Source organism: Paraburkholderia sp. EG304 (assembly GCF_046543485.1).
Taxonomy (GTDB): Bacteria; Pseudomonadota; Gammaproteobacteria; order Burkholderiales; family Burkholderiaceae; genus Paraburkholderia; species Paraburkholderia youngii.
In genome coordinates, this window is record NZ_JBKGUA010000002.1 from 37,180 (window position 1) to 53,389 (window position 16,210).

The window sequence follows — 16,210 nt, forward strand, 5'->3', positions numbered from 1 at the left end:
GACCATGACTTATTTGCAGGAAGCGAGCCGGAGCGCGATCACCGTGCCGAAACTGCAGGCAATGCGCGACGCCGGCGAAAAGATCGCGATGCTCACCTGCTACGACGCAAGCTTCGCCGCGCTGCTCGATCGCGCCGGCGTCGACGTGCTTCTGATCGGCGACTCGCTCGGCAACGTGCTGCAAGGTCAGGCGACTACGCTGCCCGTGACGCTTGCGGACATCGCGTATCACACGGCGAGCGTGTCGCGCGCGCGGCCGTCGGCGCTGATCATGGCGGACCTGCCGTTCGGCACGTACGGCACGCGCGAAGACGCGTTCAGGAGTTCGGTCGAACTGATGCGCGCGGGCGCGCAGATGGTCAAGCTCGAAGGCGGCGAATGGCTCGCGGATACGGTGCGGTTCCTGGTCGAGCGCTCGATTCCGGTGTGCGCGCACGTAGGTCTGACGCCGCAGTCGGTGCATGCGTTCGGCGGCTTCAAGGTGCAGGGCAAGACTGAAGCGGGTGCGAGCCAGCTGCTGCGCGATTCGCTCGCGATGCAGGCCGCCGGCGCGCAAACATTGTTGATGGAAGCAATCCCCGCTCAACTCGCGGGCGAGGTCACGAGGCAATTGCGCATTCCGACGATCGGGATCGGCGCGGGCCTCGACTGCTCGGGTCAGGTGCTCGTGCTGCACGACATGCTCGGGATTTTCCCCGGCAAGCGTCCCCGCTTCGTCAAAGATTTCATGCAGGGACAGCCGAACATTCAGGCGGCCGTCGAGGCCTATGTGCGGGCAGTGAAGGACGGCTCGTTCCCGGGCGCCGAGCACACGTTCTGATGTATGTTTGCCGTGCGGACGCGCGGCATTCCGGTTTGTCTCAGCGCTCTAAGCAACAACCCGTGCGGGGATCGCGCCGCGCAACGCGTTGCACACCAGCAGTGCTTCGGCGTTCAGCACATCCTCCTGCGTCAGCACTTTTTCACCCGCCTGCAAGTCCGACGCCCCGTCGAGCAATACGCTTCGCATCACGCCAGGCAGCACGCCCGACGCGAGCGGCGGGGTCCACCATCGTCCCGCGAGCTTCACGAACACGTTCGACCTGCCGCCCTCGGTCAGTTCGCCCCGTTCGTTGAAGAACAGCATATCGAAGGCGCCCTTCGCCTCGGCTTCGCGCCAGCCGCGGTCGTAGTCGGCGCGGCGGGTGGTCTTGTGGCGCAGCAGCGGATCGGCGGCCTGGGTCGGCGCGAACTGCGCTTCTGGGCCCAGCAGAACCCCAACGATTGCGTCCGCCAACGGCGTAAGTATCGCGGCGGTGATCTGCGTCGCGCCGGTCTTGCTCAACGCAAGCCGCATACGATGCGGCGTCTGCGCCGGCAGCGCGGCGCATCGCGCGGAAATCTCCTCGCGAATGCGCGCTTCGTCGAACCCGAAGCCAAGTGTCGCGGCGCTCGACGACAAGCGCCGCACATGCCGCTCCAGATGCCGCACGCCGTCTTCCCGCGTCGCGTACATCGTTTCAAACAGTTCGAAGCCGGGCTCGGCGCCGGTCAGAAAACGTGCTTTCAATCGACACTCCTCATGCTCGTCGGCGGCCACGCTGTCGAGCACGATGCCCGCGCCGATGCCCATGCTGCCGCGCAGACCGTCGGTGCCGCCCGCTTGCGCCGCCGACCCAGTCAATGTCAGCGTGCGGATCGCGACCGACATGCAGAAGTCGCCGCAATCGTGATCATCGCCCGGCGCATCGAGCCAGCCGATCGCGCCGGTATAAAGTCCACGCGGCGTGCTTTCCAGTTCGTCGATCAGCTGCATCGTGCGATGCTTCGGCGCACCGGTAATCGAACCGCAGGGAAAGAGCGCGCGCAGGATCGTCGCGAACGAGGTGCCGTCGAGCAACGTCGCCTCCACGGTCGACGTCATCTGCCACACCGACGCATACGGTTCGACCGTAAAAAGCGCCGGCACGTTGACCGAGCCGATCCGCGCGACCCGCGACAGATCGTTGCGCAACAGATCGACGATCATCACGTTCTCGGCGCGGTTCTTCAGATCGGTGGCGAGGAACTCGGCGTTGCCCCGGTCGATGGCGGGATCTTGCGAGCGCGGCGCCGTGCCCTTCATCGGCCGCGCGCGCAACGTCGGGCCGTGCTTCTCGACGAACAGTTCGGGCGAACACGACAGAACCCACGCATCGTCGGGCAATGCGATCAGCGCGCCGAACGACACCGGCTGGCGCGCGCGTAAGCGCCGATAGAGCGCGAGCGGCGAGCCGAACACGTCGAAACCGAGGCGGTACGTGTAGTTGACCTGATAGGAATCGCCCGCGCGCAGCGCAGCGTGAATCGCGTCGATCGACGCATCGAACTCGGCGCGATCGACGCTTTCGCGCACGTTCGCCGTGCCCGCGACCGACGGCTCCGGCGCACCGTTGTCCCGCGTCATCAGCCACGCGTCGACCTCGTCGCGCGAAAGCTTCGCACAGCGTTCGAACAATAAAAAACGCAGCGTGGCATTGCCACGCTGCGTTTCAGTGGGCCGAAGCTTGTCGATACCGACGAGCGTACGGCCAAATTCATAGTCGGCCAGCACGACGGCGTGCAGACCGTTGCGGGTATCGGCCGCGACGCTGTCGCACACCGCTTCGAGCTGCGCGGCCTCCGTGCAGAGCCGCTCGCGCACGAAACCCGTGTACAAGCGGCTCGACGGACGCGCCGCCGTTGCACCGCAATCGTCAAGCAGCGCGAACACCGCGCCGCGACTGTCCACCGTCATACTGACCGCCAAATCAGATCAATCGAAAAAGCTCTTCACCCGATCGAACCAGCTCTTGCTCTGCGGACTATGCCGCGCCCCGCCTTCCACGAGCGCCTTTTCGAACTGCTTGAGCAGATCGCGCTGCGCCTCGGTGAGCTTGACCGGCGTTTCGACCTGCACATGCACGTACAGATCACCGGCGATGCTCGAACGCAGGCCCTTGATGCCCTTGCCGCGCAAACGGAACGTCTTGCCCGACTGCGTGCCTTCCGGCACCGTGAAGGTCGCGCGGCCGGCGAGCGTCGGCACTTCGATATCGCCGCCAAGCGCCGCGGTGGTGAACGGGATCGGCATCTGGCAATGCAGATCGTCGCCGTCACGCTCGAACACCGAGTGCTGCTTGATGTGAATCTCGACGTACAGATCGCCCGACGGTCCGCCGTTGATGCCCGGCTCGCCGTTGCCGGCCGAGCGGATGCGCATGCCGTCGTCGATACCGGCCGGAATCTTCACTTCGAGCGTCTTGGTTTCCTTCACCTTGCCCGCGCCGTGGCAGTGGTTGCACGGATCGGGGATGTAGGTGCCGCTGCCGTGGCACTTCGGGCAAGTCTGCTGGATGCTGAAGAAGCCCTGCGACATGCGCACCGAACCCGAGCCGCTACAGGTCGGGCAGGTTTCCGGCTTGGTGCCCGGCTTCGCGCCCGAGCCATGACAGACTTCGCACGAAACCCAGCTCGGCACGCGGATCTGCGTGTCGTAGCCGTGCGCGGCCTGCTCGAGCGTGATTTCCATGCTGTAGCGCAGATCGGCGCCGCGATAGACCTGCGGGCCCGCGCGGCCGCCTCCGCGTGCGCCGGCGCCGGCCGCCTGGCCGAAGATGTCGCCGAAGATGTCGCCGAATGCGTCGGCAAAGCCGCCGAAACCTTGCGCACCGGCCCCACCCATGTTCGGATCGACGCCCGCGTGACCGTACTGATCGTACGCGGCGCGCTTTTGCGAATCCGACAGCATTTCATAGGCTTCCTTCACCTCCTTGAAATGCTCTTCCGCATCCTTGTTGCCCGGATTGCGGTCGGGGTGGTGCTTCATCGCAAGCTTGCGATAAGCCTTCTTGATTTCGTCGTCGCTCGCGTTCTTTGCGACGCCCAGAACCTCGTAGTAATCCCGTTTCGCCATATCGGTTCAACGCCGCCGCGCAAAGCGACGCGGTAGCTCCTTGTGAATGCTGTGGAGTCTTACGACTCGTCCGGCCGCTGTCTGCGCCGCGTCTCGACACGGTTCAAAACAACGCCCTCCATAAAACGAACGTGCCCGGAGAGCCCAAAAGGCTCGCCAGGCGCGAAAAACCGCTCTTGCACTCAAGGCGCCGCAAGGGCGCCGATCTCGTGCAGCCGGGCCGTGCACATCGCTGTGCACGGCTTTACGGTCGGATGCCGACCTGGCTTTAGTCCTTCTTCACTTCCTTGAACTCAGCGTCGACCACGTCGTCGGCCTGCTGGCTCGCGCCCGCCGATGCACCGGCACCCGCACCGCCCGCCGCGCCCGCTGCCGCTTCGGCACCTTGCGCAGCCTGCATGTCGGCGTACATCTTCTCGCCCATCTTCTGCGAGGCCGTGGCCACCGCTTCGATCTTCGCTTCGATCGCGGCCTTGTCGCTCGAGCTGCTCTTCAGCGTGTCTTCGAGTTCCTTCAACGCGGCCTCGATCTTCTCCTTCTCACCCGCTTCGAGCTTGTCGCCGTACTCGGTCAGCGCCTTCTTCGTGCTGTGGACGAGTGCGTCACCCTGGTTGCGGGCGTCGGCCAGCTCACGCAGCTTGTGATCTTCTTCCGCGTTCGCTTCCGCATCCTTCACCATCTTCTCGATTTCGGCTTCGGACAGACCCGAGTTCGCCTTGATCGTGATGCGGTTTTCCTTGCCGGTCGCCTTATCTTTCGCGCCGACGTGCAGAATGCCGTTCGCGTCGATGTCGAAGCTCACTTCGATCTGCGGCACGCCGCGCGGTGCCGGCGGAATGCCTTCGAGGTTGAACTCGCCGAGCAGCTTGTTGCCCGCTGCCATTTCGCGTTCGCCCTGGAACACCTTGATCGTCACGGCGCTCTGGTTGTCGTCAGCCGTCGAGTAGACCTGTGCGTGCTTGGTCGGGATCGTGGTGTTCTTGTTGATCATCTTCGTCATCACGCCGCCGAGCGTTTCGATGCCGAGCGACAACGGGGTCACGTCGAGCAGCAACACGTCCTTGCGGTCGCCCGACAGAACCTGGCCCTGGATCGCGGCACCAACGGCCACGGCTTCGTCCGGGTTCACGTCACGGCGCGGGTCCTTGCCGAAGAACTCCTTCACCTTTTCCTGCACCTTCGGCATACGGGTCATACCGCCGACCAGGATCACGTCGTCGATTTCGCCGACCTTCACGCCTGCGTCCTTGATGGCCACGCGGCACGGCTCGATCGTGCGTTCGATCAGTTCTTCAACCAGCGCTTCCAGCTTCGCACGCGTGATCTTCAGGTTCAGGTGCTTCGGACCCGACGCGTCGGCCGTGATGTACGGCAGGTTGATTTCAGTCTGCTGGCTCGACGACAGCTCGATCTTCGCCTTTTCAGCCGATTCCTTCAGGCGCTGCAGCGCGAGCACGTCTTTCGACAGATCGACGCCCTGTTCCTTCTTGAACTCGCCGATGATGTAGTCGATGATGCGCTGATCGAAGTCTTCACCGCCGAGGAACGTGTCGCCGTTCGTGGACAGCACTTCGAACTGCATTTCACCGTCGACGTCCGCGATTTCGATGATCGAGATGTCGAACGTGCCGCCGCCGAGGTCGAACACCGCGATCTTGCGGTCGCCCTTTTCAGCCTTGTCCAGGCCGAATGCCAATGCGGCTGCGGTCGGTTCGTTGATGATCCGCTTCACTTCCAGACCGGCGATGCGGCCTGCATCTTTGGTCGCCTGACGCTGGCTGTCGTTGAAGTACGCCGGCACCGTGATCACGGCTTCCGTGACGGTCTCGCCGAGGTAGTCCTCAGCGGTCTTCTTCATCTTGCGCAGCACTTCGGCGGAAATTTGCGGCGGCGCGAGCTTCTGGTCGCGCACTTCGATCCATGCGTCGCCGTTGTCGGCCTTGATGATCTTGTAGGGCATCAGGCCGATGTCCTTCTGCACTTCCTTCTCTTCGAAGCGGCGGCCGATCAGACGCTTGACCGCGAACAGCGTGTTCTTCGGGTTCGTGACCGACTGACGCTTGGCCGGCGCGCCGACCAGGATCTCGCTGTCTTCCATGTAAGCGATGATCGACGGCGTGGTGCGCGCGCCTTCCGAGTTCTCGATGACCTTGACCGAGTTGCCTTCCATGATCGCCACGCACGAGTTGGTCGTGCCGAGGTCGATGCCGATGATTTTGCCCATTTTTACAAATCTCCTGACTTTGATCGCTGCGGAAAGCGCCCGGTTGGCCCATCTGGCGGCGGGACGATCCGCTCTCAATTCCTACCTGCACTCAAAATAAGTGCGGCCACATCGTTTTCAAGACCTCTATTGCGATGCGGTCTTTAATTTTTTTCAATCACGGGGCGGGCTCGTGAATCCTTGCTGCGAGCCCGCTCCGTCAGCTTGCACGGCGCCCCGGCGCGGTCCGCCGGAAGTGCCTGAATCGACTGGATGTTTTGCGGCGCGCGCCGATGCGAAGCGACGAGGCAGACGCCGCCGGCGCTGACGCCGAGATGCCCGTCGACGTGCTTACTTCGGCGCCGCGACGGTCACGAGCGCGGGACGCAGCACCCGATCCGCGATCACGAAGCCCTTTTGCAGCACCGCGACGACGGTGTTCGGCTCCTGGTCGGCCGGCACCATCGAAATGGCTTGATGGCGATGCGGGTCGAACTTCTCGCCGACCGGATTGATGGCCACGACGCGGCCCTTCTCCAGCGCGCCGCTCAACTGGCGCAGCGTGAGTTCGACGCCTTCGCGGACCTTCTGCAGGTCGTCGGACGAATGGGCGACGGCCGCCTCGAGACTGTCGACCACCGGCAGCAGATGCTCGGCGAAGTTCTCGATCGCAAACTTGTGCGCCTTGGCGACGTCTTCCTGAGCGCGACGGCGCACGTTTTCGGTTTCGGCCTTCGCGCGCAGGAAGTCTTCCTGCAACTCGGCGATCTTCGCCTGAGCGTCGGCCAGCGCCTGCTCGGCGGCTGCCTGGGCGGATTCAGTGGTGGCGCCGGTGTTCTGCTGTTGAGTAGCGGCCTCAGCCGTCTCGGCGGCCTGGCGCGCGGCTTCGTCGGCGGGCGTGGGATTCTGGCTCGTCGGGTTCTCTTGCGTGTTTTCCATGTCGCTGAAAGTCGTTAAAAAGTAAAAGCAAAGGCGGAAAAAGCCGTTCCGACACCGTACGATTCGTGCTTTGCAAAATCGCGGCACGTGTCTTCGCGCCGATCCGCCAGACCGGACCCCAGATGGGGTCTGAAATAGCCGTTTCAAGCGGCTCCGAGGTTTTTTCGCACCACCGTCGTGCAGGCGAAATGCGCCGTAACAAGCATTCACGTGGCGCAATCAGATAGGGATTGAGTGCAGCCCGCAACTGACCTATTCTCCAGTCATGGAGCGGCAACGCACGTTAACCCTTAATTTGACGTAAGCCTTACCGACACCTGACAGTCGTTCCGATAGCCCGTTTCAGCCCATCGAGGGGAGTACCGTGAAACTGACCGTTGCAATCGGGGTGGTCGCACTGGTACTGATCGCGGGCACCACGACAATCTGCATGTCCGGCGCGGTCAACGACCACACCACCGAGTACGGTGGCGCACATGCCACGGTCGAGCAGTTTTTTAGTTCCCACCCGAAAATCTGTCGATAGTGCGCCGGTCGCGCTTGGTCGGTCGCCCGTGCAGCGCGGCGGCCGGCTCGTGATATACCTTGCGCCGTTCCTGCTCGACCTGCCGCTTCTCCTTGCTCTGCGAGGTTTCCGCGTAAAGCGTCTGCGCCACGCTCGCCGGGCCGCGTACGTCGCATACGCCCAGCACCTCGACCTGCCACACGTAGCGCTCGATCTCGATTTCGACCAGATCGCCGACACGCACGTCCTTGGCCGGCTTCACGGCCGCGCCGCCGATGCGCACCCGCCCCTTGTCGACCGCATCCGCGGCCAACGAACGCGTCTTGAAGAAGCGCGCGGCCCACAGCCATTTGTCGATGCGCAGTTTCGCGCCCGGTTCGGTTGAAATACGGTAGTTCATTTGCGTATTCAAGCTCCTGTCGTGTGCGGCACCGGCACCGCTTGCACCGGCCAGCCCTGCAGGTGTTGCGCGACAATTTCGCCGAGCGCGGCAACCCACGGCTGAGACGCGTTCAGACAGGCGATCCGGTGAAACTCCTTGCCACCCGCCTGTAGAAATTCGTCGCGCACTTCCATGCCGATTTCCTCGATCGTTTCGAGGCAGTCGGCGGTGAAACCCGGACAAAACACATCAGCACGCCGCACGCCTGCCGCGCCGAGTTCCTTCAACGTCGGCGCCGTATAGGGCTGCAGCCATTCGGCCTTGCCAAAGCGCGACTGGAACGTGATGCGGCATTCGACCGGCGTCAACTCGAGCGCCTGCATCAGCAGTGCGCCGGTCTGCTGGCATTGCTCGTGATACGGGTCGCCGAGGTCGAGCGTGCGCTTGGGTACGCCGTGGAAACTCAGCACGAGCTTGTCGCCCGCCGCGAAATCGGGGCGGCCGTGCAGATGCCAGTGGTGACGCACCTGCGCGGCAAGCGCCGCGATATACGCCGGGTGATCGGCGTACTGGCGAACCGTGCGGACTTCCGGCTGGTTACGCATGCGCTTGAGCGCGGAAAAGGCTTCGTCGAACGCGGTCGCGGTGGTCGACGCCGAATACTGCGGATACATCGGCATCAGCAGCACGCGCTCGGCGCCAGCGAGCTTCAGCTGGTTCAGCATTGCGGGAATGCCGGGCGTGCCGTAGCGCATCGCGTAGTCGACCAGCACCGTGTAGTCGTTGACTTGCAGCAGATGGCGCAAGCCCTCGACCTGCTTTTCGGTGTGCACGCGCAGCGGCGAGCCCTCGGGCATCCACACCGCCGCGTACTTCCTGGCGGAGCTGCGGCCGCGAAACGGCAGGATCAGCAGACGCAGAATCAGCTGCCACAGCAGCGCGGGAATTTCGACCACGCGAGGATCGGACAGGAACTGCGCGAGATAGCGGCGCACCGCGCGCGGCGTCGGCGCATCGGGCGTGCCGAGGTTGATCAGCAACACGGCGACGCGATGCGATGTGGCGTTCTGTGATGGCCGCTCGAGGTCGAAGCGCATAGGCAGCAGAAATCGCCGCGTCACGCGGCGAGTCGATTCAATGGAGATTCATTATAGCGGCGCGGGTTCGGCCGGGCGCCGCCGGACCCTGGCCATTCGGACGATTGGCAGACGCCGCCCGTTCGCGCATCATGGCCGGCACGGGCTGCGATGACGGCAGCGCCGCAAAGCGCGAGGACTACTGCTGGCTGAGCGTCATGGACAACAGCCGCGCGGTGATGTCCACGATCGGAATCACGCGGTTGTAGGCCATGCGGGTCGGTCCGATCACACCGAGCGTGCCGACGATCTTGCCGTTCACCTCGTACGGCGCGGTGACGACGCTCATTTCCTCGATCGGCACCAGCGTCGATTCGCCGCCAATGAATATTTGCACGCCCGCCGCATGACTCGACACATCGAGCAACTGAAGGAGGCTGGTCTTCTGGTCGAACACATCGAACAGCTTGCGCAGGCGCGCCATGTCCGACGAAAGATCCGCGACTTCGAGCAGATTGCGCTCGCCCGAGATCAGCACGGTCTCGCCGGTATCGGATTCGTCGGTGCTCGCGGTGACGGCCGCGTGCATCAGCGAAGTCATGTCGCCACGCAGCTCGTCGATTTCCTCGCGCAGGCGGCGGCGCACTTCGTCGAACGAGAGGCCCGCGAAGTGCGCGTTGATGTAATTGGAGGCTTCCACCAGCTGCGAAGGCGAAAAGTCGCGCTGGGTGGCGAGAATGCGGTTTTGCACGTCGCCTTCGGGCGTCACGATGATCAGCAGAATGCGCTTGTCGGACAGGCGCATGAATTCGATCTGCTTGAATACGTGGCTGCGGCGCGGTGTGAGCACCACGCCGGCGAACTGCGACAGGTTGGACAGCACGCTCGCCGCCGCGGCGACGATCTTCTGCGGCTCGCCCACCTGCAGCGTGGTTTTGACCGCGCGCATCACCGCTTCTTCGTCGGCGGCGGACTCGACCGTCAGCATCGTGTCCACGAACAGACGGTAGCCGCGTGGCGTCGGAATGCGCCCCGCCGACGTATGCGGACTGATCACGAGCCCCAGATCCTCGAGGTCCGACATCACGTTGCGGATCGTGGCCGGGCTCAGCTCGAGGCCCGAGTAACGTGACAGCGTGCGCGAGCCGACCGGCTGACCTTCGGCGATGTAGCGCTCGATCAGCGTTTTGAGGAGGGTTTGTGCGCGAGGATCTAGCATGACGAAAAATTTTAGCTCAATGGCATCGCAGCCGCGAGCGCCCGCGGCGCCCGCTCCCGGCAAATGCGCCGCCGTCGGCGAGCGCGCATGTCATCGGGTCTTCACCATTCTAACGATAATCGCGACATGCGCAGACGCCCCGCGTGCGCCGACCCGCTACCGGGTTGGCCTGCGGTTCTTTTCAGGCCCTACCTATGGTGTAATGCCGGCATGCAAGTGACCAGCCAGTTCAAGACCGTCGCGCTCGTCGGGCGCAGCAATACGCCAGGCATCGGCGAGCCGCTGACCGCGCTCGCCGCGTGCCTCGCCATGCTCGGCCTCGAAGTCGTGTTCGAAGCCGACACCGCCGCCGAAATCGGCGTAACCGACTACCCGGCGCTGCGTCCCGCTGAGATCGGCGCGCGCGCCGACGTTGCCGTGGTGCTCGGCGGCGACGGCACGATGCTCGGCATCGGCCGCCAGCTCGCGCCATATCGCACACCCTTGATCGGGATCAACCACGGGCGGCTCGGCTTCATCACCGACATCCCGATCTCCGACATGCTCGAGACCGTGCCGCAAATGCTGTCCGGCAATTTCGAGCGCGAGGAGCGCGTGCTGCTCGAAGCGCGCATCGTGCGCGACGGCACGCCGATCTACCACGCGCTCGCGTTCAACGACGTGGTGGTCAACCGTAGCGGTTTTTCGGGCATGGCGGAGCTGCGCGTGTCGGTCGACGGCCGCTTCATGTACAACCAGCGCTCGGACGGCCTGATCGTTGCAACGCCGACCGGCTCGACCGCGTACGCGCTGTCGTCGCAGGGGCCGATCCTGCACCCCCAATTGCAGGGCTTCGTGCTCGTGCCGATCGCGCCGCACGCGCTGTCGAACCGGCCGATCGTGCTGCCAGACGACTCGAAGGTCAGCATCCAGATCGTTTCCGGGCGCGAAGTGAACGTGAATTTCGACATGCAGTCGTTCACGTCGCTGGAGCTCGGCGACACGATCGAGGTGCGCCGTTCGCGTCATACGGTGCCGATGCTGCATCCGGTCGGCTACAGCTATTACGCGACGCTGCGCAAGAAGCTGCACTGGCACGAGTACCCGTCGCACGAAGAAGACCAGAGGCCGCAAGCGGCGCCTTGAAGCGCAAACGCCGCAGCGGCCGCCACCCGAATCCCACGCTCACCCGACGACCTCCATGCTTCGCCACCTCTCGATACGCGACTTCGTCATCGTCGCCGCGCTCGACCTCGAATTCGACAGCGGCTTTACCGTTTTCTCGGGCGAAACCGGCGCCGGCAAATCGATTCTGATCGACGCGCTCGCGCTCGCGCTAGGTGCGCGCGCCGATGCGAGCGTCGTGCGCACCGGCGAGAGCCGCGCCGACATCACCGCGGAGTTCGAAACGCACGCACAGGTCGATCAATGGCTCGATGCGCAGGCGCTCGGCGCGGCCGACGACGGCCAACACGGCGGCACGGTGATGCTACGGCGGGTGGTCGACGCGAACGGCCGCTCGCGCGCGTTCATCAACGGCACGGCGGCCACGCTCGCGCAGCTGCGCGAGGTCGGCGAAATGCTCGTCGATATTCACGGCCAGCACGCGCACCAGTTGCTGATGCGCCCGGACGCGCAGCGCGAGCTGTTCGACACGCACGCGGGCCTGTCCGACCTGGCCGCCGCCGTGACACGCGCGTGGCGCACGTGGCGCGACAAGGCGCAGGCGGTCGAGCACGCGCAAACGCGCGATCGCGAGCTGCAACTCGAACGCGAGCGACTCGCGTGGCAACTCGCCGAGCTCGACAAGCTCGCGCCGCAGCCGGGCGAATGGGAAGAGGTCAACACCGAGCATCGGCGGCTGTCGCATTCCGCGAATCTGATCGACGGCGTGCAGGGTGCGCTCGGCGCGCTGTCCGAATCGGACGACGCGATGATCACGCATCTCGGCTCGATCGTGTCGAAGGTGCGCGACCTCGCGGAAATCGACCCGGCGCTGAACGACGTGCTCGCCGCGCTCGAACCCGCCGAAATCCAGTTGCAGGAAGCCGCGTATTCGCTGAGCCACTACGCGCAGAAGCTCGAGCTCGATCCCGAGCGGCTCGCGCAGGTTGAAAATCGCCTCGACGCGCTGCACTCGGCCGCGCGCAAATTCCGCCTGCAGCCCGAGACGCTGCCGGAAGAACACGAAGCGCGCCGCAAGCAATTGGCCGCGCTCGATGCCGCCGCGGACCTCGACGGCCTGCGCGCCGCCGAGGCGCAAGCGAAGGAAGTGTTCATCGGCGAGGCGAAGAAGCTGTCGAAGGCACGCGCGAAAGCAGGCAAGGCGCTCGGCGAGGCGGTCACGACCGGCATGCAGGAATTGTCGATGAAAGGCGGCAGCTTCGAAGTCGCGCTGGTGCCGTTGCCCGAAGGCGGCGCGCATGGGCTCGAGCAGATCGAGTTCCGCGTTGCCGGTCACGCCGGCGTGCCGCTGCGGCCGCTCGCGAAGGTCGCGTCGGGCGGCGAACTCGCGCGTATCAGTCTCGCGCTCGCAGTGATCGCGAGCGCGGCCAGCCCGACACCGACGCTGATCTTCGACGAAGTGGATACCGGCATCGGCGGCGGCGTGGCCGAAGTGGTCGGGCGGCTATTGCATCAGCTCGGCGAGGCGCGTCAGGTGTTGTGCGTGACCCATCTGCCGCAGGTCGCCGCGCGCGGCGATCATCACTTCCAGGTCGCAAAGATGAGCAACGGCACCGGCGGCACGCTCAGCAGCGTGACCTCGCTCGACAAGGCGAGCCGCATCGAGGAAGTCGCGCGCATGCTCGGCGGCCTCGAAATCACCGCGACCACGCGCAAGCACGCGAAGGAAATGCTGGCCGCCTGAGATTGCGCCGTGCGCAGCTCACCGCACACGGCGTGAGTCGGATTGGCCGGGACGTCACACCGATCCCGGCCGCGCATGATGCGCCAGCGCTACGCGAAATGCGTAAGCGCCATTACCCAAACACCCTTTTCCACAACGCCAGCACCGCCTCGCGCTCGGCTGCGACCAGCGCCGGATCGACCCGCGCCTTCTCCATACCATCGAGCCGCAGCGTGTGCTGCAGCTTGCGATAGCGCCGATAGGCAGCGCCGACCGTCTCCGCTTCCGCTTCGCTCATCAGCCCGAAACGCGACACTTTACGCAGCAGCGCGATGTTGCCGGTATTGCGGATCAGCTCGGGATCGCGCGCCGCATGCAGCAGCACCCAATACTGCACGGTGAACTCGATATCGACCATGCCGCCGCGGTCGTGCTTCAGGTCGAACAGCGCCGGCGTCTGGTTCGGGTGACCCGCTTCGACACGCGCGCGCATCTCGACGATTTCCTTCGCGAGCGGCGGCGCTTCGCGCGGCGTCGTCAGCACCTGTTCGCGGATCGCCTCGAATTTCGCGCCGATCTCCGGATCGCCCGCGCAGTAGCGTGCCCGCGTCAGCGCCTGATGCTCCCACACCCACGCGGTGTTCGCCGCGTCGCCCTCGCGAAGCTGGTAGCGGCGGAACGCGTCGAGATCGGTGACGAGCAGGCCCGATTCGCCGTTGGGCCGCAGCCGCAGATCGATGTCGAACAAGGTGCCGGCGCCGGTCGCGGTGGTCAGCCATGTGATCAGGCGCCGCGTGAAGGTGGCGTAGACGTCGGCCGCGGCATCGTCGGGATCGTCGTACAGGAAGATCAGGTCGAGGTCCGACGCGTAGCCGAGCTCCTTGCCGCCGAGCTTGCCGTAGGCGATCACCGCGAAGCGCGGCGTGTCGCGGTGGCGTTTGGCCAACTGATTCCACACGGCGTCGATCGTCACGTCCAGCACCGCGTCGGCGAGCTCGGACAGCCGGTCGCTGACGTGCTCGACAGACAGCTTGCCGGCAAGATCGATCAGCAGAATGCGGAACACCTCGGCCTGATGCGCGTGCCGCAGCAGATCCATCTGCTGCTCGACGCCATCGGCGGCGGCGAGCCGCAAACGCAACGTACGCTTGAATTCGGGCCAGTCGAACGGGCTGTTGATCGCCTCGCCGTCGAGCAGTTCGTCGAGCAGCTGCGGATGGCGGATCAGATAGCCGGCCGCCCAGCGTGAGCCGCCCAGCACCGACAGCACCTGGTGCAGCGCCTGCGGATACTCGGTCAAGAGCGCCAGATAAGCGCCGCGCCGGCTCACCGCTTCGAGCAGATCGAACAGGCGCGCGACCGTGTCGCCGCGCCGCTCGGCCGGCTCCAGCGTGCGCGCGGCTTCGAGCGCGCGCTGCGCGACGATGTCGAAACGCTGCCGGCTGCGCTCGTTCAGCCCCGTGTAGCGCGACGAGCGCCACACCGCCTGCAGCCGTGCCAGCAACTCGCCGGGTTCGGCCACGCCCAGTTCGATCAGGCGTGCGCGCAGCGCCTCGTCCGCGCTATCGTCGGCGAGCGCACTGCTCCACACCCACGCGGCGGCACCGTCTTCCGGCGCGCCGCAGCCGTCGCGACCGCCCACCTTGTCGGCGAAAATCTGATCGAATTGCAGTTCGACGAACTCGCGATGCGCGTCGAGCTTCGTCATCAACTCCTGGTAGTCGTCGCAGCCCATCGCGCGCGCGAGCGCCGCGCGGTCTTCGGGATCGACGGGCATCGCGTGAGTCTGCGCGTCGTTGCGGTATTGCAAACGATGCTCGAGCTCCCGCAGAAAGCGATACGCCTGCGACAGCTTCACGCACACCGACGGGTCCATCAACCCATGCGTAGCCGCGTGGCGCAGCACGGCGAGCGTCGGCCGCACGCGAAAGCCGGCGTCCTGCCCGCCGCGGATCAGCTGGAACACCTGCGCGCTGAATTCGATTTCGCGGATGCCGCCACGGCCGAGCTTGATGTCGTCGGCCTTGTCGGGGCGCATCGACGCGCGGCGCTGCGCCTCCTGGCGGATCTGCAGATGCAGCGCGCGGATCGCGCTGATCACGCCGAAATCCAGATAGCGTCGATAGACGAACGGCGTGACGATCGCGTCGAGCTGCTTCTGCAGCCGCCGTGCCGAGGCGCTCGCGCCCTCGGATACGAGCCGGCCCTTGATCCACGCATAGCGCTCCCACTCGCGGCCCTGCACGTAGAAATACTCTTCGAGCATGCCGAGGCTGCACACGAGCGGCCCCGAATCGCCGTTCGGCCGTAGACGCATATCGACGCGAAATACGTAGCCGTCGGCGGTGACTTCGGCGAGCGCGCCGATCAGCCGCTTGCCGAGCCGGGTGAAGAACTCCTGGGTCGCGAGCGGCGAGCGCTGGCCGCCGGTAGTCTCGCCGTCGTCCTCGTAGACGAAGATCAGATCGATATCAGACGACACGTTCAGCTCACGCCCGCCGAGCTTGCCCATGCCGACCACACCCAGCGTGAGCCGTTCGCCCTGCTGGTCGCGCGGCTCGCCATACAGCGCTTCGAGCTCGGCGCTCAGCACCGTCAGCGCACGCTGGATCGTCGTTTCCGCGAGATCGGTCATCGCGCCGGTGACTTCGGCGATATCCGCCTCGCCGGCCAGGTCGCGCTCCATCACCGCGCAGAACACTTCGGTACGCAACTGGCGCAGCGCGCGCTTCAGCGCATCTTCGTTGAGCGGCGCACCGGCGGGGCCCGCCGCCTCGCCGCACAGCGCGTCGAGACGCGCGTCGATGCGCTCGCGCGTCAACGGTTCGTCGGCCAGCGCGCTGACATGCGCGGCCAGTTGCGGGCGGGCCGCGGCGGCGCGCGCGGCATAGTCCGAATAGCTGGAACTCAGGAGGGTTGCGTCAGTCATCAAAAATCTGGCTCGCTCGTTGCTTGATCGAATTTGTCCGGCGGTGTTCTGACGATGTCGGGGTGTCGTTTCGGGGTCGCTGTCATATCGTTCTATTGTGCGATCGGCACGCGGCGGCAAGCATGCCGAACCCCGTGCCGGACGGCCTCGCAAATCCCCGTCACGGGCTATCGGACAGGGGTTGCAGGAACTCCGCCCGACGCTTTCCCGTGTGTTA

12 protein-coding genes are annotated in these 16,210 nt (G+C 65.2%); 4 read left to right on the top strand and 8 right to left on the bottom strand.

Going from position 1 to position 16,210, the window contains the following annotated elements; all coding sequences use genetic code 11:
- The first annotated feature begins 4 nt into the window (after positions 1-4).
- Positions 5-820, top strand: coding sequence for a 3-methyl-2-oxobutanoate hydroxymethyltransferase (gene panB, locus ACLFKU_RS02820; protein ID WP_410848108.1), 816 nt, complete (start codon positions 5-7; stop codon positions 818-820).
- A 48-nt stretch (positions 821-868) separates the two neighbouring features.
- On the opposite strand, the gene pabB is transcribed toward panB, so the two are convergent.
- The 4 genes from pabB to grpE form a co-directional block, all read right to left on the bottom strand.
- On the bottom strand, positions 869-2,755 hold the full coding sequence (gene pabB / locus ACLFKU_RS02825; protein WP_410848109.1) for an aminodeoxychorismate synthase component I: 1,887 nt from the start codon (positions 2,753-2,755) through the stop codon (positions 869-871).
- Between the two features lie 18 nt (positions 2,756-2,773).
- Complete coding sequence (dnaJ, locus tag ACLFKU_RS02830; RefSeq protein WP_018431876.1) at positions 2,774-3,913, bottom strand: molecular chaperone DnaJ; 1,140 nt, start codon at positions 3,911-3,913, stop codon at positions 2,774-2,776.
- Between the two features lie 268 nt (positions 3,914-4,181).
- Positions 4,182-6,137 carry a molecular chaperone DnaK gene (gene dnaK, locus ACLFKU_RS02835; RefSeq protein ID WP_176109496.1) on the bottom strand — a complete coding sequence of 652 codons (1,956 nt, stop codon included), beginning with the start codon at positions 6,135-6,137 and terminating at the stop codon, positions 4,182-4,184.
- A 330-nt stretch (positions 6,138-6,467) separates the two neighbouring features.
- On the bottom strand, positions 6,468-7,055 hold the full coding sequence (gene grpE, locus ACLFKU_RS02840; protein WP_368585430.1) for a nucleotide exchange factor GrpE: 588 nt from the start codon (positions 7,053-7,055) through the stop codon (positions 6,468-6,470).
- A gap of 364 nt (positions 7,056-7,419) precedes the next feature.
- Here grpE and ACLFKU_RS02845 point away from each other — a divergent pair, with 364 nt between their 5' ends.
- Positions 7,420-7,581 carry a hypothetical protein gene (locus ACLFKU_RS02845; RefSeq protein ID WP_176109498.1) on the top strand — a complete coding sequence of 54 codons (162 nt, stop codon included), beginning with the start codon at positions 7,420-7,422 and terminating at the stop codon, positions 7,579-7,581.
- Here the strand turns inward: ACLFKU_RS02845 and ACLFKU_RS02850 are convergent.
- The 3 genes from ACLFKU_RS02850 to hrcA all read right to left on the bottom strand — a co-directional run bounded on the left by ACLFKU_RS02850 (position 7,553) and on the right by hrcA (position 10,237).
- The gene (locus tag ACLFKU_RS02850) at positions 7,553-7,960 is read right to left on the bottom strand and encodes an RNA-binding S4 domain-containing protein (protein WP_368585449.1); all 408 of its coding nucleotides are present in this window, start codon (positions 7,958-7,960) and stop codon (positions 7,553-7,555) included. The two genes, ACLFKU_RS02845 and ACLFKU_RS02850, sit on opposite strands and share 29 nt — an antisense overlap.
- A gap of 8 nt (positions 7,961-7,968) precedes the next feature.
- The gene (hemH, locus tag ACLFKU_RS02855; protein WP_410848264.1) at positions 7,969-9,039 is read right to left on the bottom strand and encodes a ferrochelatase; all 1,071 of its coding nucleotides are present in this window, start codon (positions 9,037-9,039) and stop codon (positions 7,969-7,971) included.
- Between the two features lie 178 nt (positions 9,040-9,217).
- Positions 9,218-10,237, bottom strand: coding sequence for a heat-inducible transcriptional repressor HrcA (gene hrcA / locus ACLFKU_RS02860; RefSeq protein WP_026227992.1), 1,020 nt, complete (start codon positions 10,235-10,237; stop codon positions 9,218-9,220).
- 210 nt (positions 10,238-10,447) lie between these two features.
- Between hrcA and ACLFKU_RS02865 the strand changes: the two genes are divergently transcribed.
- Both ACLFKU_RS02865 and recN read left to right on the top strand, forming a co-directional pair.
- Positions 10,448-11,362 carry an NAD kinase gene (locus ACLFKU_RS02865; RefSeq protein WP_410848110.1) on the top strand — a complete coding sequence of 305 codons (915 nt, stop codon included), beginning with the start codon at positions 10,448-10,450 and terminating at the stop codon, positions 11,360-11,362.
- A gap of 55 nt (positions 11,363-11,417) precedes the next feature.
- Positions 11,418-13,085: a DNA repair protein RecN gene (gene recN, locus ACLFKU_RS02870; protein WP_410848111.1), complete on the top strand. Its 1,668-nt coding sequence runs from the start codon at positions 11,418-11,420 to the stop codon at positions 13,083-13,085.
- 112 nt (positions 13,086-13,197) lie between these two features.
- Here the strand turns inward: recN and glnE are convergent, their stop codons facing one another.
- Entirely contained in the window at positions 13,198-15,996 is a 2,799-nt protein-coding gene (gene glnE / locus ACLFKU_RS02875) for a bifunctional [glutamate--ammonia ligase]-adenylyl-L-tyrosine phosphorylase/[glutamate--ammonia-ligase] adenylyltransferase (protein WP_410848112.1), read from the bottom strand.
- Positions 15,997-16,210: the final 214 nt, after the last annotated feature.